This window comes from Streptomyces polygonati (assembly GCF_042650325.1).
GTDB lineage: Bacteria > Actinomycetota > Actinomycetes > Streptomycetales > Streptomycetaceae > Actinacidiphila > Actinacidiphila polygonati.
Genome location: NZ_JBHSBB010000007.1, coordinates 379,916 through 397,009, shown reverse-complemented (window position 1 = coordinate 397,009; position 17,094 = coordinate 379,916). Strand labels below are relative to the sequence as shown.

General features: G+C 73.3%; 15 protein-coding genes. 6 read left to right on the top strand and 9 right to left on the bottom strand.

Translation table 11 applies throughout. The features are described 5' to 3' along the window. Positions 1 to 58: 58 nt before the first annotated feature. Both ACFO3J_RS08040 and ACFO3J_RS08035 read left to right on the top strand, forming a co-directional pair. The gene (locus ACFO3J_RS08040; protein WP_386427553.1) at positions 59 to 1,885 is read left to right on the top strand and encodes an ABC transporter transmembrane domain-containing protein; all 1,827 of its coding nucleotides are present in this window, start codon (positions 59 to 61) and stop codon (positions 1,883 to 1,885) included. Next, positions 1,882 to 3,663 carry an ABC transporter ATP-binding protein gene (locus ACFO3J_RS08035; RefSeq protein WP_386427551.1) on the top strand — a complete coding sequence of 594 codons (1,782 nt, stop codon included), beginning with the start codon at positions 1,882 to 1,884 and terminating at the stop codon, positions 3,661 to 3,663. Before ACFO3J_RS08040 ends, ACFO3J_RS08035 begins: the two co-directional genes overlap by 4 nt. Before the next feature lie 38 nt (positions 3,664 to 3,701). Here ACFO3J_RS08035 and ACFO3J_RS08030 read toward each other — a convergent pair whose 3' ends face one another. Then, positions 3,702 to 4,496, bottom strand: a complete 795-nt coding sequence (locus tag ACFO3J_RS08030; RefSeq protein WP_386427549.1) for a metal-dependent hydrolase — start codon at positions 4,494 to 4,496, stop codon at positions 3,702 to 3,704. A 136-nt stretch (positions 4,497 to 4,632) separates the two neighbouring features. On the opposite strand from ACFO3J_RS08030, the gene ACFO3J_RS08025 reads away from it, so the two are divergent. Both ACFO3J_RS08025 and ACFO3J_RS08020 read left to right on the top strand, forming a co-directional pair. Beyond that, on the top strand, positions 4,633 to 7,146 hold the full coding sequence (locus ACFO3J_RS08025) for a DEAD/DEAH box helicase (RefSeq protein ID WP_386427547.1): 2,514 nt from the start codon (positions 4,633 to 4,635) through the stop codon (positions 7,144 to 7,146). A gap of 46 nt (positions 7,147 to 7,192) precedes the next feature. Next, on the top strand, positions 7,193 to 8,059 hold the full coding sequence (locus tag ACFO3J_RS08020) for an acyl-CoA thioesterase (RefSeq protein WP_386427545.1): 867 nt from the start codon (positions 7,193 to 7,195) through the stop codon (positions 8,057 to 8,059). Here ACFO3J_RS08020 and ACFO3J_RS08015 read toward each other — a convergent pair. The 3 genes from ACFO3J_RS08015 to ACFO3J_RS08005 all read right to left on the bottom strand — a co-directional run bounded on the left by ACFO3J_RS08015 (position 7,946) and on the right by ACFO3J_RS08005 (position 10,252). Further along, on the bottom strand, positions 7,946 to 9,136 hold the full coding sequence (locus ACFO3J_RS08015) for a DUF6397 family protein (RefSeq protein WP_386427544.1): 1,191 nt from the start codon (positions 9,134 to 9,136) through the stop codon (positions 7,946 to 7,948). The two genes, ACFO3J_RS08020 and ACFO3J_RS08015, sit on opposite strands and share 114 nt — an antisense overlap. A 159-nt stretch (positions 9,137 to 9,295) precedes the next feature. Next, positions 9,296 to 9,697 carry a roadblock/LC7 domain-containing protein gene (locus ACFO3J_RS08010; protein WP_386427542.1) on the bottom strand — a complete coding sequence of 134 codons (402 nt, stop codon included), beginning with the start codon at positions 9,695 to 9,697 and terminating at the stop codon, positions 9,296 to 9,298. 219 nt (positions 9,698 to 9,916) lie between these two features. Next, the gene (locus tag ACFO3J_RS08005; protein WP_386427541.1) at positions 9,917 to 10,252 is read right to left on the bottom strand and encodes a YnfA family protein; all 336 of its coding nucleotides are present in this window, start codon (positions 10,250 to 10,252) and stop codon (positions 9,917 to 9,919) included. Positions 10,253 to 10,265: 13 nt separating this feature from the next. Between ACFO3J_RS08005 and ACFO3J_RS08000 the strand changes: the two genes are divergently transcribed. Together ACFO3J_RS08000 and ACFO3J_RS07995 are read left to right on the top strand one after the other, a co-directional pair. Further along, positions 10,266 to 10,922, top strand: a complete 657-nt coding sequence (locus ACFO3J_RS08000) for a class I SAM-dependent methyltransferase (RefSeq protein WP_386427540.1) — start codon at positions 10,266 to 10,268, stop codon at positions 10,920 to 10,922. A gap of 189 nt (positions 10,923 to 11,111) precedes the next feature. Then, the gene (locus ACFO3J_RS07995; RefSeq protein WP_386427539.1) at positions 11,112 to 12,044 is read left to right on the top strand and encodes a hypothetical protein; all 933 of its coding nucleotides are present in this window, start codon (positions 11,112 to 11,114) and stop codon (positions 12,042 to 12,044) included. Here ACFO3J_RS07995 and ACFO3J_RS07990 read toward each other — a convergent pair. From ACFO3J_RS07990 to ACFO3J_RS07970, 5 genes are all read right to left on the bottom strand, one after another. Beyond that, positions 12,031 to 13,410 carry an FAD-dependent oxidoreductase gene (locus tag ACFO3J_RS07990; protein ID WP_386427537.1) on the bottom strand — a complete coding sequence of 460 codons (1,380 nt, stop codon included), beginning with the start codon at positions 13,408 to 13,410 and terminating at the stop codon, positions 12,031 to 12,033. The genes ACFO3J_RS07995 and ACFO3J_RS07990 overlap by 14 nt on opposite strands. 94 nt (positions 13,411 to 13,504) lie before the next feature. Further along, positions 13,505 to 14,104, bottom strand: a complete 600-nt coding sequence (locus ACFO3J_RS07985; protein WP_386427535.1) for an NADAR family protein — start codon at positions 14,102 to 14,104, stop codon at positions 13,505 to 13,507. Between the two features lie 7 nt (positions 14,105 to 14,111). Further along, on the bottom strand, positions 14,112 to 14,657 hold the full coding sequence (locus ACFO3J_RS07980; protein ID WP_386427534.1) for an MOSC domain-containing protein: 546 nt from the start codon (positions 14,655 to 14,657) through the stop codon (positions 14,112 to 14,114). A gap of 65 nt (positions 14,658 to 14,722) precedes the next feature. Then, positions 14,723 to 14,905 (bottom strand): hypothetical protein, encoded by a 183-nt coding sequence (locus tag ACFO3J_RS07975; protein ID WP_386427532.1) that lies wholly within the window; start codon positions 14,903 to 14,905, stop codon positions 14,723 to 14,725. Positions 14,906 to 15,069: 164 nt separating this feature from the next. Continuing rightward, positions 15,070 to 17,049, bottom strand: coding sequence for a Xaa-Pro dipeptidyl-peptidase (locus tag ACFO3J_RS07970; RefSeq protein WP_386427530.1), 1,980 nt, complete (start codon positions 17,047 to 17,049; stop codon positions 15,070 to 15,072). Between the last annotated feature and the right edge of the window lie 45 nt (positions 17,050 to 17,094).

Below are 17,094 nucleotides of genomic sequence, written 5' to 3'. Positions count from 1 at the left end.
TTCCCGATACGCCCGGCCGGTCACGACTCCGCCACGCTCGCGCCGACCCCAGGACATCATGCCGTCCCTACGCAGCCTTCCCTTCCCCGACCCGGGCGTGCCCGATGTCCGCTCGGGTTTCCGATTCCTGCTCTGGCTCGAAGTGCGCCAGTGGCGCGGGCAGTTGGCCGCCGCCGCGTGGGGCACGCTCCACATGGGCGCGGTGGCGTCCTTCCCGGTGGCCGTCGGCATGGCGGTGCAGGCCGTGGTGGACCGCTCCGGCCACCGGCTCGCGCTGGCGGGGGCGCTGATGCTGGTGCTCGCCGTGCTGACCGCGCTGGGCGACACGATGCTGCACCGCACCGCGGTCACCAACTGGATCGCCGCCGCGGCCCGCGTCCAGCAGTTGCTGGCCCGCAAGACCGTCGAGCTGGGCTCGGTGCTGACCCGGCGGGTCGCGGCGGGCGAGGTGGTCGCCGTCAGTACCGGTGACGTGGAGAAGATCGGCTGGTTCGTGGAAGCGCTGGCCCGCTTCACCTCCGCGCTGGTGGCCACCATCGGCGTCGCGGTCGCGCTGCTGGTGTACCAGCCGGCGCTCGGTGTGCTGGTCGCGGCGGCCGTGCCCGTACTGGCGGTGGCGGTGCTGCCGCTGCTGCCGGCCGCCACCGGACGGGCCGACCTCCAGCGGGAGAAGGCCGGCCGGGCCACCGAACTGGCGGCCGACACGGTGGCCGGCCTGCGGGTGCTGCGCGGCATCGGCGGCGAGGAGCTCTTCCTCGACCGGTACCGCAAGGCGTCCCAGCAAGTGCGTACGGCGGCTGTGCACAGCGCCCGCATGTGGGCGCTGATCTCGGCTGTCCAAGTCGTGCTGCCCGGCCTGCTGCTGGTCGGTGTCGCCTGGTACGGCGCGCGGCTCGCCCTCGACGGGCGGATCTCGGTGGGCGAACTCGTCACGGTGTACGGCGCGGTGGCCTTCCTGATGTTCCCGCTGCAGAACTTCGAGGAGATCGCCATGGCCTGGTCCTTCTCCCGGCCGTCGGCGAAGCGCGCCGCCCGGGTGCTGGCGCTGTCGCGGCCGGGGGCGGTGCCGGTCATGACCGGTGCCGCGGCGGAGCTGGCCGCCGAAGGTGAGCTGTACGACCCGGTGACGGGGCTGCGGGCTCCGGCCGGGCTGTTCACGGCGGTGGTGTGCGGGGACCCGGACGCGGCGGGGCTGCTGGCCGACCGACTCGGCGGCCACAGCCCGGACGCGGTCGAGGGCGAGGCCTCCGCACTGCTCGGCGGGCAGGCGCTGGACGCGCTGCCGCTGGCCGCGGCGCGGGCCGCCGTACTCGTCCAGGACAAGGACCCCGTCCTGCTGTCCGGCACCCTGGCCGAACTGCTGGACGTGCCCTCGTCCGGCGCGGTCACCCCGGCCGACGCGCTGGCCGCGGCGCAGTGCGGTGACGTACTGGACGCCCTGGTGCAATCGCTGGCCGGCCCCGACGCGGACTCCGGCGATCCGATGCGGGCCCGGATCACCGAACGCGGCCGGTCGCTGTCCGGTGGGCAGCGCCAACGCCTCGCCCTCGCCCGGTCGTTGGTCGCCGACCACGAGGTGCTGGTGCTCGACGAGCCGACGTCGGCGGTGGACGCGCACACCGAGGCGCGGATCGCGGCCGGCCTGAAGGAGATCCGGGCCGGCCGCACCACGGTCGTCCTCAGCTCCAGTCCGCTGGTGCTGGACCGGGCCGACCTGGTGGTCTTCGTCGACGACGGCACGGCGACCGCGACCGGCCGGCACCACGACCTGCTGCGCGAGCACCCGCGATACCGCGCGGTGGTCACCCGGGAGACCGACGGGCCGGACGACACCGCTGCCCCGCACCCCGCCCCTGCCGTCCTGTCGATGGAGGAGTCCGCATGATCGGCGTGCGACCGCCGCGGTACGACCCGGCCGCGCCCCAGCAGAGCAGCACCCTGCCGGTGGGCTCGCCCGCCACGGTCCGGGCCTACGTCCGCGAGCTGGCGGCACGGCACCGCCGCGCGTTCACCCTGCTGCTGACCGTCAACACGGTCGCGGTGCTGGCCTCGATGGTGGGGCCGTACCTGCTCGGCGGGGTGGTGCAGGATCTGTCCTCGGGCCACCGGCACATCCCGATCGGGCGCACGGCCGGCTTCTTCCTCGCCGCGCTGGCGGTGCAGGCGTTCTTCGTGCGGATGGTACGGCTGCGCGGCGCGATCCTCGGCGAGCGGATGCTGGCCGACCTGCGGGAGGACTTCCTGGTGCGCGCGGTGGCGCTGCCGCCGGGCGTGCTGGAGCGGGCCGGCACCGGCGACCTGCTGTCGCGGATCACCACCGACATCGACCGGCTGTCCAACGCGATGCGCGAGGCCGTTCCGGAGCTGGCGATCGCTGTGGTGTGGGTGCTGCTGCTGCTCGGCGCGCTGACCGTCACCTCCCCGCCGCTGGCCCTGTCGGTACTGGTCGCGCTCCCGCTGCTGCTGGCCGGCTGCCGCTGGTACTTCAAACGCGCCCCGAAGGCCTACCGGTCGGAAGCGGCCGGCTACGCGGCCGTCGCCGCGGTGCTCGCCGAGTCCGTGGACGCCGGGCGGACGATCGAGGCCCATGGCCTCGGCGACCGCCGTGAGGAGCTGTCCCGGCTGCGGATCGGGCAGTGGGTGGCGTGGGAGCGCTACACGATGTGGCTGCGCAGCGTGCTGTTCCCGGTGATCAACCTGACGCACGCGCTGATCCTGACCGCCGTCCTGATGATCGGCGGCACCTTCGCGCTGCACGGCTGGGTGAGCGCCGGTGAGCTGACCACCGGCGCCCTCTACGCCCAGATGCTCGTCGACCCGGTCAACCTGATCCTGCGCTGGTACGACGAGCTGCAGGTCGCCCAAGTGTCGCTGGCCCGGCTGGTCGGCGTCCGGGAGGTCGCCGAGGCCGAGGGCGACGAGAGCGTCTCGCCGCGGGGCCGCGAGGTGGCCGCCGAGCAGGTGCGCTTCGGCTACCGGGCGGGCGCCGACGTGCTGCACGGGGTCACCCTGAACGTCCCGCCCGGCACCCGGCTGGCCCTGGTCGGGCCGTCCGGCGCCGGCAAGTCCACGCTGGGCCGGCTGCTGGCCGGGATCTACGCCCCGCGCACCGGCGAGGTCACTCTCGGCGGCGCCGAGCTGGCCAGGATGCCCGCCGAGCGGGTCCGGGAGCATGTGGCGCTGGTCAACCAGGAGCACCACGTCTTCGTCGGCAGTCTCCGCGACAATCTGCGGCTGGCCAGGGCCCGGGCGGACGACCAGGAGCTGTGGGACGCGTTGCGGGCGGTGGACGCCGGGGACTGGGCGCTGGCGCTGGCCGAGGGCCTCGACACCGAGGTCGGCTCCGGCGGGGCGGTGCTCACCCCGGCGCAGGCGCAGCAGCTGGCCCTGGCCCGGCTGGTGCTGGCCGACCCGCACACCCTGGTGCTGGACGAGGCGACCTCGCTGCTCGACCCCCGGGCGGCCCGCCACCTGGAACGCTCGCTGGCCCGGGTGCTGCACGGCCGCACCGTGGTCGCCATCGCCCACCGGCTGCACACCGCGCACGACGCGGACGTGATCGCGGTGGTCGAGGAGGGCCGGATCAGCGAGCTGGGCAGCCACCACGAGCTGGTCGCCGCCGACGGCGCCTACGCGGCCCTCTGGCGATCGTGGCACGGCTAGTGCGGCGGCCGGGGAAGGGCTCCCGGCCGCCGCCGGGGTCAGCCGAAGACGCCCAGGGCGCCGAGCGCGCTCACTCCGCCGACGACGAAGAACGCCGGGGTGAGGACCTTGATCTCCACCCAGCTCCCGGCGCGGAACCGCATGAAGTGCGGCGGCCCCAGCGGGTACCAGCGCCTGCGGCCTATCGGTATCGGCCACAGGATCGGGCACCCGGAGACCGTCAGCGCGTCGCCCAGGCAGTGCACCAGCGAGCCGAGCACGATCGGCATGCCGATCCACAGGTAGTGCTCTCCCGGCTGGGTGAACAGCCACTCCTTGCCGTTGCCCGGGTTGTCCAGCACATCGGTGAGCACCCAGGCGCTGGTGGCGCCGAGCAGCCACACCAGCACGTCGCTCGATGTCCTCGCCTGCCGCCACAGCAGGCCCTCGACGGCGAGCACCATGTGGACGAAGAGGATCGCCAGCACGGCCCAGCGCCCGCCGATGACGGCGGCGCCCGAGCAGCCGGCGCCCACCAGCACGGCCCATATCCAGGTGTGGGTCAAGGTGCGGTGCCCGCCGGTCCGGCGCGGGTCGCCCTGCTTCCTGGTCGCCTTGTAGGTGGCGGCTCCCAAGGTGTCGATGATCTGGCACAGGCCGCGCGAGACCGGCCCGAAGGCGCGCGAGATGGTCGCGGCGTGGTGGTCGAGGTCGGGGGCCAGAGCGGCGCCCGCGCAGATCAGCGCACCGACCACAAGCGTCGGCCACGGCATCGGGTGATCCAGGGCGGCCGCGATGCCGCCCACCACCAGCCAGGCAGTCGCCCCGGACAGTGAGTGCGCAGGTCCCATCATGGTGCTGCTCAGCCCCCCTTTTCAGCCGCCCGCGGGCGGAGTTGACGCCGTGTCGAGGGCACACCATACCGGTCATGATCAAGGCCGCCGTCGCCGCGGCTGCGCCCCCGGCGCCCGGGGCGGGCAAGATGGAGGGGTGACCCTTATCGATCAGCTGCCTTCCGACTCCGATCCCGACGCGCTCTTCGAGGCTTTCTCGACGTGGGCCGAGGGACAGGGCCTCACTCTCTACCCGGCCCAGGAGGAGGCGCTCATCGAGGTGGTCTCGGGGGCCAATGTCATCCTCTCCACCCCCACCGGCTCGGGAAAGAGCCTGGTCGCCGCCGGTGCGCACTTCGCCGCGCTGGCCCGTGACGAGGTGACCTTCTACACCGCGCCGATCAAGGCGCTGGTGTCGGAGAAGTTCTTCGACCTGTGCAAACTCTTCGGCACCGAGAACGTGGGGATGCTGACCGGCGACGCCTCGGTCAACCCGGACGCGCCGGTGATCTGCTGCACCGCGGAGGTGCTGGCGTCCATCGCGCTGCGGGACGGCAGGGCGGCCGACGTCGGCCAGGTGGTGATGGACGAGTTCCACTTCTACGCCGAGCCGGATCGCGGCTGGGCCTGGCAGATCCCGCTGCTGGAGCTGCCGCAGGCGCAGTTCCTGCTGATGTCGGCGACGCTCGGTGACGTGACCCGGTTCGAGGAGGACCTGACCCGCCGCACGGGTCGGCCCACCACGGTGGTGCGGTCCGCGACCCGCCCGGTGCCGCTCAGCTACGAGTACCGCACCACCCCGATGACCGAGACGATCACCGAACTGCTGGAGACCCGTCAATACCCCGTCTACATCGTGCACTTCACCCAGGCCGCGGCCGTGGAGCGGGCCCAGGCGCTGATGAGCATCAACATGTCCACCCGGGCGGAGAAGGACGCGATCGCCGAGGTGATCGGCAACTTCCGCTTCACCACCGCCTTCGGCCGCAACCTCTCCCGCTACGTGCGGCACGGCATCGGTGTGCACCACGCCGGCATGCTGCCCAAGTACCGGCGCCTGGTGGAGAAGCTGGCCCAGGCCGGCCTGCTGAAGGTGATCTGCGGGACCGACACCCTGGGGGTGGGCGTCAACGTCCCGATCCGCACGGTGCTGTTCACCGCGCTCGCCAAGTACGACGGCCAGCGGGTGCGGGTGCTGCGGGCCCGCGAGTTCCACCAGATCGCCGGCCGGGCCGGCCGGGCCGGCTTCGACACCGCCGGTTTCGTGGTGGCGCAGGCCCCCGAGCATGTCATCGAGAACGAGAAGGCGCTGGCGAAGGCGGGTGACGACCCGAAGAAGCGGCGCAAGGTGGTGCGCAAGAAGGCGCCCGAGGGCTTTGTGAACTGGTCGGAGGCCACCTTCGAGAAGCTGATCGCCGCCGATCCGGAACCGCTGACCTCGCGCTTCCGGGTGACGCACACCATGCTGCTGTCCGTCATCGCCCGCCCGGGCAACGCCTTCGAGGCGATGCGCCGGCTGCTGGAGGACAACCACGAGGACCGCCGGGCCCAGCTGCGGCACATCCGCCGGGCCATCGCGATCTACCGCTCGCTGCTGGACGGCGGTGTGGTGGAGCGGCTGGACGAGCCCGACCCCCAGGGCCGCATCGTCCGCCTCACCGTCGATCTCCAGCAGGACTTCGCGCTGAACCAGCCGCTGTCCACCTTCGCGCTGGCCTCCTTCGAACTCCTCGACCCCGACTCCCCCTCCTACGCGCTGGACATGGTCTCGGTGGTGGAGTCGACCCTGGACGACCCGCGGCAGATCCTGGCCGCCCAGCAGAACAAGGCGCGCGGCGACGCGGTGAATGCGATGAAGGCCGACGGAGTGGAGTACGAGGAGCGCATGGAGCGCCTCCAGGACGTCAGCTACCCCAAGCCGCTGGAGGAACTGCTGCTGCACGCCTACGGCGTGTACCGCAAGAGCCACCCCTGGGTGGGCGACCATCCGCTGTCCCCGAAGTCGGTCGTCCGCGACATGTACGAACGGGCGATGACCTTCTCGGAGTTCGTCTCCTACTACGAGCTCTCCCGGACCGAGGGCATCGTGCTGCGCTACCTGGCCGGCGCCTACAAGGCACTGGAGCACACCGTGCCGGACGACCTGAAGTCGGAGGACTTCCAGGATCTGACGGCCTGGCTCGGCGAGCTGGTCCGGCAGGTGGACTCCAGCCTGCTCGACGAGTGGGAGCAGCTGGCCAACCCCGAGGTGGAGACCGCCGAGCAGGCGGCCGAGCGCGCCGACCAGGTCAAGCCGGTCACCGCGAACGCCCGCGCCTTCCGGGTGCTGGTCCGCAACGCGCTGTTCCGCCGGGTGGAGCTGGCCGCGCTGGAGAAGTACGACCAGCTCGGGGAGCTCGACGCGGAGGCCGGCTGGGACGCCGACACCTGGGCGGAGGCCATGGACGCCTACTGGGAGGAGTACGACGACCTGGGGACCGGCCCGGACGCCCGGGGCCCCAAGCTGCTCCAGATCGAGGAGCAGCCCGAACACGGCCTGTGGCGGGTGCGGCAGACCTTCGCCGACCCCAACGGCGACCACGGCTGGGGTATCTCCGCGGAAGTGGATCTGGCGGCCTCCGACGAGGAGGGCCGGGCGGTGGTCCGGCTGACGGGTGTGGGCGAGCTGTGAGGAGGACCGCGGCAGGACGGACGGTGCGGGAGAGGAGGGGGACGCGATGAGCGACCCGACCGAGGGCCTGGTGGAACTCCTCGATCTGGAACGGATCGAGGAGGACATCTTCCGCGGGCGCAGCCCCGACGAGCGGCTGCAGCGGGTCTTCGGCGGCCAGGTCGCCGGGCAGGCGCTGGTGGCGGCCGGCCGCACCACCGACGGCGCCCGGCCGGTGCACTCGCTGCACGCGTACTTTCTGCGCCCGGGCCGGCCCGGGGTGCCGATCGTGTACCAGGTCGAGCGGGTCCGCGACGGGCGCTCCTTCACCACCCGCCGGGTGGTGGCCGTCCAGCAGGGTCGGACGATCTTCAATCTGACGGCCTCCTTCCATCAGCCCGAGCCGGGTTTCGAGCACCAGCTGCCGATGCCCGAGGTGCCGGGACCGGAGGGTCTGCCGAGTCTCGGCGACGAGCTCCGTGCCCATCTGGGGGTGCTGCCGGAGGCACTGCGGCGCATGGGCCGCCGCGTCGCCTTCGACATCCGCTATGTGGACCGGCTGCGCTGGACGCCCGAGGAGATCGAGGGCGCCGAGCCGCGCAGCGCGGTGTGGATGCGCGCGATGGGACCGCTGGGTGACGATCCGCTCGTGCACACCTGCGCGCTCACCTACGCCAGCGACATGATGCTGCTGGACGCGGTCCGGGTACCCGTCGAACCCCTGTGGGGTCCGCGTGGCTTCGACATGGCGTCGCTGGACCACGCCATGTGGTTCCACCGGCCCTTTCGCACCGACGAGTGGTTCCTCTACCAGCAGGAGTCACCCATCGCGACCGGCGCCCGCGGTCTGGCGCGCGGTCAGATCTTCGACCGCCGGGGACGACTGCTGGTCTCCGTGATGCAGGAAGGGCTGTTCCGCAAGATCGGGGACTGACCGCCGCCCCCGCAGCAGCCCGCGCAGTCCTCGCCGTACACCGGGTGCCGCCGTCACCCGGGCCGGCCGGCCCGGCGACGCCGGCCGCGGCCTGACCGGCCCGGGTCCGTGGAAGGGGCCGGGCGCGGGCCGCAGGGCGCGGGCTCTGCCGAGCGCACCGGACAGGGCGAGCAGTGCGGCGCCGATCTCGTCCGGGTCGTCGGCCGTGGTGAACTCCCTGATCCGCTCCGCCGAGGCGCGCCCGACCCGGCCCGGCGGCAGTTCTCCCCGCAGCCGTCTCAGACAGCCCCGTTCCCGGGCGTCGGGTACGGCGCCGGTGACGGTCTCCGGGCCCAGCAGCGCCGCCCAGATCGCGGCCTCCTCCCAGGCGCCGTAGGCGTCCCGCACGAGTTGCTCCACCCGGCGCTCCCGCCAGCCGCGCGGTCGCCGGTCCTGGCCGGCCGCGACCGCATCCCGCAGCGGCGCTGGCAGCGGCCCGTTCAGCAGCGCGGGGCAGCGGTCGGCGAACTCCGTGACTTCCCGGGCGAGATAGATCCACACCACGGCCCGGTACTGATTGACGTACCAGCGGATCGGGCGGACGTATCCCGCTCTGGCGAGCCGGACGAAGCGCTCCCGGCCCACGCCGAGCAGTTTCGCGGCCTCGTCGCTGTTCACCAGACGCAGCCGGGCGAGCAGGGGTTCCGGATGGTCCTTCGCGGCGCGCAGCCGGGCGACGGCCTCGGCGGGCACCTTCCACTGACCCGGTCCGCAGGCGACGCCGGGCACCTCGCCGGTCTGCAGCGCGACCTCGAACGCGCCGTACTCCAGGCCCAGTTCGTCCCTCGCCCGGTCGAGGCTCAGCAGATCGGGCACAGCCGCGCCGGTATCGGGCCGCGGCGGTGCCATCACGCCCTCCGGCGTGCCGACCCGTCGCCCGACCGCCCGCGCCGCATTCCCCTCCGGCCGCGTCCCCCGGCCGGCCCGCGCCGGCCCCTTCGAGGCTTCGGTCGCCTCAGCGGTCCTCGCCGCTGTCGCGGACTCGGCGGTCTTCGCGGTCTTCCCGTCCCGCGCCGACTTGACCGTCTTCACTGCCATCACTCCCCCACACCTGTTCGATCACTGACAGTGATCAATCTAGTGCGAGTCGCGACACCGCGTCAGCGAGGCTGTGGACAACTCAGCGAATCCTGCCGCCCGGCCGGTCCGGCCGACCCGGGCCACCCCCGTCGACCAGGGAGAAAACGACCGGCGACCTCAGAACGGCGCCTCGCTCTGCCGCGGCGGCACCCCGAGATGCTCACCGACCCGGTGCACCAGCAGCGTCATCTCGTACGCGACCTGGCCGACGTCCGCCTCCATGCCGCTGAGCACGGACAGGCAACTGCCGTCCCCCGCCGCCGTGACGAAAAGGAACCCCTCATCGAACTCGATCATGGTCTGCCGCACGCCGCCGGTCCCGAAATGGCGCCCCGCCCCCTTGGCGAGGCTGTGGAAGCCGGAGGAGACAGCGGCCAGGTGCTCAGCGGTCGGCCGGTCCAGATCGCCGCTGACGCCGGTGACCAGCCCGTCGTTGGACAGGACAAGCGCGTGCCGCACATGCGGCACCCGCTGCGTCAGGTCGTCCAGCAACCACGCGAGCCCCTTGCTCACCGTCATCGCCTGCCTCCCGTCTCCGCTGCGCTAGGCAGCCTGGTACGGACGGCCCGGGACGGCAACCCCCCCTCCCCGGTTGGCGCCGATCAGCCGCGCCGAGAGGCCGGCACGGCAGGGACGGCAGGAGCCCGAGGGATCAGAGGGGCGCAAGGGAATCCGCAGCGCAAGGGGGAAGGGGGCCGGGAAGCGGGGCGCGAACCGCGGCGGGGAGGGGGGAAGGCGTCATCTCCCGCGCGGCGCGTACATGATGACCCCGACCCCCGCCAGACAGATCAGCGCGCCGGTGATGTCGAACCGATCCGGCCGGTAGCCGTCCGCGACCGCCGCCCACAGCAGGGAACCGGCCACGAACACACCGCCGTAGGCGGCCAGGATCCGCCCGAAGGAGGCGTCGGGCTGGAGGGTGGCCACGAAGCCGTAGAGTCCCAGGGAGACCACCCCGGCGCCCACCCAGCCGATCCCCCGGTGCTCGCGCACTCCCTGCCAGATCAGCCACGCGCCACCGATCTCGAGGATCGCGGCGAGGATGAAAAGGGCGATGGAGCGCAGGCTGATCATGCCACCATGATGCATGGCCACCAGCGACCCCATCGAGCCCGGGCGGAGCGCTCGCACCGGGGCCGCCGGGCAGGCCGGACGGCGGGAGATCACCGCGTTCTTCGCGCCACGGGCGGCCGGGTGGGAGAAGCGCTTCCCCGACGACACCCCGGCCTATACCGCGGCGGTCGCCGGGCTGGGCCTGCGGCCCGGCGGCCGGGTGCTCGACGCGGGGTGCGGGACGGCGCGGGCGCTGCCGCTCCTGCGGGCCGCGGTCGGCGCGTCCGGTGCGGTCCTCGGTGTCGACCTCACGCCGGAGATGCTGCACGAGGCCGCCGGCCTGGGCCGCACCGGCTCCGGCGCGTTGATCGAGGCGGACAGTTCGCGGCTGCCGCTGCGGGACGGCCGCCTCGACGCTGTCTTCGCGGCCGGTCTCGTCCACCATCTGCCCGACCCGGCGGCAGGACTGCGGGAATTGGCCAGGGTGACCCGGACGGGCGGCCGGCTCGCGCTGTTCCACCCGCTCGGCCGAGCGGCGCTGGCCGCGCGGCGCGGTCATGAACTGCGCGCCGACGACGTACGCGCCCAGCCGCGGCTGGGCCAGCTGCTCGACGGCGCCGGATGGGAGTTGTCGCTGCTGGACGACTCCGACGAGCGCTATCTGGCGATCGCGGTCAGACGGCCGGGCTGAGCTTTCGCTCCTCCCGCCGGACCGTAGGGGCCGGGCACGATCCGCCGGACCGTGGGGCCGGATCCGACCGCGGGACCGGCGGGCCGGCGGACCGGACCGGCGGATTTCCGCTGAGGGAGGCGCGGGCTCTCGACGGGGAGGTTACCGGCTGGTTAAGGTGCGCGGACCGGGACGGGAGGGAGCGGGCCGATGGCCGCGGACGGGCTGGCGGAGCACGAGGACGCGCTGTTCGTGCTGACCGCGGCGATGCTGACGCCGGGTCGGTTCCCCGGCGTGCTGGGGGACGACTATCCAGCCGCCTGCGCGCAGCTCGGCCTGGCGTCTCCGGACACCGGCTACGGCCTGGTGTTCGGCCAGGACGGGACGGGCGCCCGCTGGACGGTGGCCACCGCGGACACCGCCATGGTGGCCTGCGCGCTGGCGGCCTGGGACTGCGGCCTGCCCTACGACCTCTCCCCCGACCAGGACAGCGTCGTCGCGTCACTGCCGGGCTGGCCGCTGGCGGTGGCCGTCTCCGTACCGGGCCTGCCGGAGCCGTACGACCCGGACGAGGCGACCGGTGGCCGGCCGCCGCTGGCGCCGCCGGACATCTCGGTGTGGGGGCCCGCGCAGCGCCGCCTAGGCGCGGACGGGATCGCGGTCCGCTGGCGGGAGTGGCGCGACCGGTTCGACGGCGCGCAGGACGCCTCCGGGGACGGCTCCGACCGCGAAGCCCCTGCCGTCCCGGGTCCTGCCGGGGACCGAGCCGCGCCCGCGGCCCGCACGGCGGACGCGCACGGCGCGGCCCCCACCGGACCCACCGCCGCGACCGGGCAGGCTGACGGATCGGCGCGCCCCGGCCTGTCCCACAGCGGCGTGCGCCGCGCGCTCGCCGCCGCCGAGGACTATCTGCGGCGGACGCCGCCGCCGGGCAGGGTGCGCAGCGCGTACGGCGCGCTGCGGGCCGACGGTCCCGGCTGGAGCCTGGTGGCGCGGACCGACGACATGGCGTTCGTGCTGCTGGACGAGGCTCCCGGCGAGGTGCTGCCGGTGGGACGCGGGCCGTCGCTGCCGCCGCTGCTGGAAGCGCTCGGGGAGCTGGCCGCTTCCCTGTCGCCTGCCGCCGCCGTCACGCCTTCCTGATGTCGGCCGCCACCGCGTCGGCCGCCTTGCGCGCGGCGACCAGGATCGGGTCCCACACCGGGGAGAAGGGCGGGGCGTAGCCGAGGTCCAGGTCGACCATCTGGCCGACCGTCATGCCCGCGGTGAGGGCGACCGCCGCGATGTCGACGCGTTTGGCCGCGCCCTCCCGCCCGATGATCTGCACGCCGAGCAGGCGGCCGGTGCCGCGTTCGGCGAGCATCTTGACCGTCATCGTGGCGGTGTCGGGGAAGTAGCCGGCCCGGCTGGTGGACTCGATGAGCGCGGTCACGAATTCCAGGCCCGCGGCCCGCGCCTGGGCTTCCAGCAGCCCGGTCCTGGCGAGTTCCACATCGCACACCTTGCTGACCGCGGTGCCCACGACGCCGGGGAAGGTGGCGTAGCCGCCGCCGATGTTGGTGCCGATGATCCGGCCGTGCTTGTTGGCGTGGGTGCCGAGCGCGATGTGCTGGAGGGCGCCGGAGACGAGGTTGAGCACTTCCACGCAGTCGCCGCCGGCCCACACCCGCTCGGTGCCGCGCACCCGCATCGCGCGGTCGGTGAGCAGTCCGCCGTGCGCCCCCAGCGGCAGCCCGGCGGCCCGGGCGAGATCGGTGCCCGGACGCACCCCGAGGCCCAGCACCACGATCTCGGCCGGGAACTCGCCCTCGTCGGTCTCCACCGCCCGGGCGCGGCCGTCGTCGCCGGTGAGCACCGCGCGTACGGTCACGCCGGACACGACCCGGACTCCGAGGCCCTCCAGCGCGTCGCGCACCAGCCGTCCCATGTCGGGGTCGAGGGTGCTCATCGGCTGCTCGTCCCGGTCCACCAGGGTCACTTCCAGGCCGTGCCGCAGCATCGCCTCGGCCATCTCGACCCCGATGTAGCCGCCGCCCACCACGACCGCCCGCCGTACCTCGGTCCGGTCGAGGCCGAGCAGCGCGGCCTCGCCGTCCCCCAGCGTCTGCACGCCGTAGACGCCGGGGGCGTCGATACCGGGGATGGGCGGGCGCACCGGTACGGCGCCGGTGGCGATCACCAGGTGGTCGTAGCCGGTCCACTCCTCGCGGCCGTCGGCGTCCCGGCTGCGGACCCGGCCGCCCGCCGGGTCCACCTCGGTCACCTCGGTGCCGAGCCGTACGTCGATGTCGCGGGCGCGGTGCTCGTCGGGGGTCCGGGCGATCAGCGCGTCGGGGCCGTTGGTGTCACCCGCGATCCAGTACGGGATGCCGCAGGCGGAGTAGGACGTGCGGTGGCCGCGCTCGAAGGCGACGATCTCCAGTTCGCTCGCGGATCTGCGGCGCCGGGCCTGCGAGGCCGCCGACATGCCGGTGGCGTCGCCGCCGATCACGACCAGACGTTCCGTCATCTCCCGCGGCTCCCTGTCCCTCTACGGCTGTCCCTCGACGTCGCCGGTGACCGTACGGGGTGGTGTGCGCGAGCCCGTGCGGCTGCACCGAACTCTACGGGTGCGGGTCCGCGGCCAGCCGGTCCCGCGCCTCCATCAGTGCGAAGCCCAGCAGATTGAGTCCGCGCCAGGCCGCGGGGGTGGCGGCTCGGGTATCGTCGGCGGCCAGCCCGATGCCCCAGATCCGGTCCACCGCACTGGCTTCGACCAGTACGCGGCCGCCGGTGCCGAGCAGGAAGGCGCGTAGGCCGGGGTGGGCGGCGAACTTGTGCACGCTGCCTTCCACGACCAGGGGGAACCGTTCGCGGACCCACACCGCTTCGTCGAAGTCTCGGACGGTACGGCCGGCGTCCTTGGCCGCCTTGGGGTGCACGGCCGCCCGGATCCGCCGCTCCGCGTCCGCGTCCCCGAAGAGCCGCGCCTTGCCCGCCATCATCCAGTGCTCGGCGGTGGCATAGCGGACGCCGTCCACGGTGAAAGGGGACGGCCACCACTGGCTGAGACAGCCCGGGCCCGGGCGGGCGTCGTGTCGCGGTCGATGGCTCCAGAAGTGGAGGTACTTCACCCGGGCACCGGTGGCGGTGAGGGCGACCAGGTCGTCCACCGAGCGGACGGCGGCGGCCGGGGTCCGCCGGGGCGGGCTCACGCGGTCCATCGCGGGATCAGACCCGTTCCAGCGGGCGGTGCGGGGTGGCCGGGAGGTCGACGTGGATCGCGTCACCCGGGTGGATCTCGCCGGGTTCCAGGACGACGGCCATCACACCGCTCTTGCGGACGATCCGGCCGGCCTCGTCGCGGCTGACGACCTGCTTGAGCAGGCCGCCGCGGAAGCGGTCGATCTGGCGGCAGGGGTTGCGCAGGCCGGTGATCTCGACGACCGCGTCCGGCCCGAGGCGAAGCCGCGTACCCACCGGGAGGGCGAGCAGGTCGACGCCGTGTGTCGTGACGTTCTCCCCGAGGTCGCCCGGGGCGATCTCGTATCCGGCGGCGCGCAGTTCGGTGAACAGCTCGTCGTGGATGAGGTGGACCTGCCGCAGATTGGGCTCGGTGGGGTCCTGGGCGATCCGGGACAGGTGCTGGACGGTCACACCCAGATGCGCGTCGCCCTCGACACCGAGGCCGCTGAGCAGCCTGATGCTGTCCTGGTTGGCCTTGCTGAACCGATGCTGGTCGTCACGGCTGACCGCCACGACCGTACCGATGGTCATGAGACGTCTTTCCCCTCGATCGGATGCCCTGACCGCGCTCGCACCCTAGCGGGGTCCGGCCCCGGTCAGCGACCGATTTGCCGGCGCCCCACGCCGCGCAGCCGGCGCCGCTGGGAGGAGTCCAGGGTCATGTAGGCGACCGCCGGGACTCCGACGATGATCAGGAAAGTCACCCACCACGGCACCCAGATCAGCAGGATCAGCCCCACGACCGCGCCACCGACTGCGAGCTTCGCTCGACTCGACATGTCCCCGCCTCCATCTCGCGACGGCCCGCGCCGCGTCCATCCGTACGTACCCAGAGGAACGCGCCGCGGACCGCCCTGGTTCCCGCCGATGTGCCCGGCGGCGGTCTTTTCACCGTTTTGTCGTCTTCTTGACGTAGCGGGGCGAAAAGACCGCCGCGCCGGGGTCAGCCCAGGTCCGCCGCCCCCGCGAAGGAAGGCGCCGGGGCCGCGGGGCGCCGGGCGGACAGGCCGCGCGGGGTGCTCCCGGCCGGCGTCGTCCGCAGGCTCGCGGCGCCGCCGACCAGCGGCAGGCGCACGACCGACCGGGCCAGGTCGACGGTCACCCTGGGCGTGGTGTCGGGCGGCAGGATGAGCCCGCCGTCCGTACCGGCGACGATGAGCGCGAGCCGGTGCCCCGCCGGTACGACATGGTCGGTGGCGGCCAGCTGGATGGTCATGGTGCAGGGCTTGCCGGGAGTCAGCGGCACCCCGTGGGCGAGCGACCGGTAGTGGCCGAGATCGGCCCAGCCGCGGCTGAACACATTGTGGTCGACGGTCTCGGTGTCGGCCGCGGTGTCCAGGAAGCAGGGGCTGTCACCGGCGGTGGCGGCCCCGTAGCAGGAGCGCGTGTCGAGGGTGGTGATGCCCTCGCCGCCGCCGAGGTAGTCGCGGATGGTCTCGGGACCGAGGTCGACGAGCACGGCGGACAGGTGGGCACTGGTGGTCGACGAGCTGGCGGTGACGGTGACCGTGCCGCCGCCGGAGATCCGCAGGTCCTTGGCCAGCACGCCGGTGGTGAAGACGGTCTTCTCCGGGGTGGCGGTGTCGGCCGCGGCGGCCCAGTCCTCCTCCCACAGGTCCGGATCGTCGGTGAAGGACTCCGCACCGGCCGCGGCCGGCCGCGCCCCGAGGGTGCCCAGGCCGTCGGTGCCGGTCGCGCCGAGCGTCAGCGCGGTGTCGCGGGTGGCGGGCGCGGGCCACGCCGGATCGGTGGTCCAGTGGTCCACGGCCCGCTCGATGTCGGCCATCGGCTCACGCTGGATGCCGTTGTCGACCCCCAGCAGATAGTGGTCGAACCAGCGCTGGAGGGTGGGCACCCAGGCCGAGCGGCGGTAGTCGAAGGGGTCGACGTGGCCGGTCTGCGACAGCCACACCTTGCGCTCGACGCCCTGCGCGGACAGCGCCTGCCACCACTGGCCGAAGTTCTTGGTGCGGACGTTGAGGTCCTGCATGCCCTGCACCGCGAAGACACTGGCGCGTACCTTGCCGGCGTCCTTCACGTAGTCCCGCGCGGTCCAGAACGGGGTCCAGTCGCCGGTGCGCGGCGAGCCGTCGATGATCTTCTGCTGCTCGGCGGCGCAGGCGGCGTGCGCGCTGTCGCTCTCCACGTAGTCCGAGAGCCACTCGGGGCCGTCCTGGAGCGGGGCGCCCTGGTGGAAGTAGTAGTCGTACCAGGACGAGATGGAGCTGATCGGCACGATGGTCTTCAGTCCGGCCACGCCGGTCGCGGCGACGCCGTTGGCGATGGTGCCGTCCCAGCTCTTGCCGATCATGCCGACCGCGCCGTTGGTCCAGGTGGCCTTGACGCCGTTGCCGCCGGTGCGGGCGCTGTAGCCCTTGGCGCGGCCGTTCAGCCAGTCCACCACCGCTTTCGCGGACTGGACGTCGGACGGGCCGCCGACGTCGACGCAGCCGTCGGAGCGGTCGGTGCCCGCCAGGTCGACGAGCACGGTGGCGTAGCCGCGCGGCACGAAGTAGTTGTCGTAGAACAGCGGCGCCTGGACGATGTTCCCGGCGGCGTCGTACGTCTTGACCTGGCTCTCGTTGCCGCGCCCGCAGCAGGAGTAGTACGGGCTGGCGTCCATGATGACGGGGACCTTGCGGCCGGCCTTCGCCGGCTCGGCGGGCCGCACGATGTCCACGGCCACGCGGTCGCCGCGGCCGTCCCCGTCGCCGTCGAGACCGGTGTCCACCCAGACGGCCTCACGGATGGCGTCGGCGTAGGAGTAGTCGGGTTGGCTGAGGCCGTGCCGCACGGTGCCGCCCCCGGTGCCGGCCGCGTGGGCGGCGGTGCCGGGGGCGACGAGTGCGGCGGCCAGGGCGGCGAGTACCGCCACCAGCACGGAGATCCACGGAATGCGGGGTACCCGCGTCTTTGAGATCACCCGGGGAGGCTAGCGCCTGGCCGGGTCACGTCAACAGAGGGCGCT

What these genes read in the sequence shown, in the direction of transcription:
- ACFO3J_RS08040 (WP_386427553.1), top strand. Translation starts at nt 59, where the DNA reads ATGCCGTCCCTACGCAGCCTTCCCTTCCCCGACCCGGGCGTGCCCGAT.
- ACFO3J_RS08035 (WP_386427551.1), top strand. Translation starts at nt 1,882, where the DNA reads ATGATCGGCGTGCGACCGCCGCGGTACGACCCGGCCGCGCCCCAGCAG.
- ACFO3J_RS08030 (WP_386427549.1), bottom strand. Translation starts at nt 4,496, where the DNA reads ATGATGGGACCTGCGCACTCACTGTCCGGGGCGACTGCCTGGCTGGTG.
- ACFO3J_RS08020 (WP_386427545.1), top strand. Translation starts at nt 7,193, where the DNA reads ATGAGCGACCCGACCGAGGGCCTGGTGGAACTCCTCGATCTGGAACGG.
- ACFO3J_RS08015 (WP_386427544.1), bottom strand. Translation starts at nt 9,136, where the DNA reads ATGGCAGTGAAGACGGTCAAGTCGGCGCGGGACGGGAAGACCGCGAAG.
- ACFO3J_RS08010 (WP_386427542.1), bottom strand. Translation starts at nt 9,697, where the DNA reads ATGACGGTGAGCAAGGGGCTCGCGTGGTTGCTGGACGACCTGACGCAG.
- ACFO3J_RS08005 (WP_386427541.1), bottom strand. Translation starts at nt 10,252, where the DNA reads ATGATCAGCCTGCGCTCCATCGCCCTTTTCATCCTCGCCGCGATCCTC.
- ACFO3J_RS08000 (WP_386427540.1), top strand. Translation starts at nt 10,266, where the DNA reads ATGGCCACCAGCGACCCCATCGAGCCCGGGCGGAGCGCTCGCACCGGG.
- ACFO3J_RS07995 (WP_386427539.1), top strand. Translation starts at nt 11,112, where the DNA reads ATGGCCGCGGACGGGCTGGCGGAGCACGAGGACGCGCTGTTCGTGCTG.
- ACFO3J_RS07990 (WP_386427537.1), bottom strand. Translation starts at nt 13,410, where the DNA reads ATGACGGAACGTCTGGTCGTGATCGGCGGCGACGCCACCGGCATGTCG.
- ACFO3J_RS07985 (WP_386427535.1), bottom strand. Translation starts at nt 14,104, where the DNA reads ATGGACCGCGTGAGCCCGCCCCGGCGGACCCCGGCCGCCGCCGTCCGC.
- ACFO3J_RS07980 (WP_386427534.1), bottom strand. Translation starts at nt 14,657, where the DNA reads ATGACCATCGGTACGGTCGTGGCGGTCAGCCGTGACGACCAGCATCGG.
- ACFO3J_RS07975 (WP_386427532.1), bottom strand. Translation starts at nt 14,905, where the DNA reads ATGTCGAGTCGAGCGAAGCTCGCAGTCGGTGGCGCGGTCGTGGGGCTG.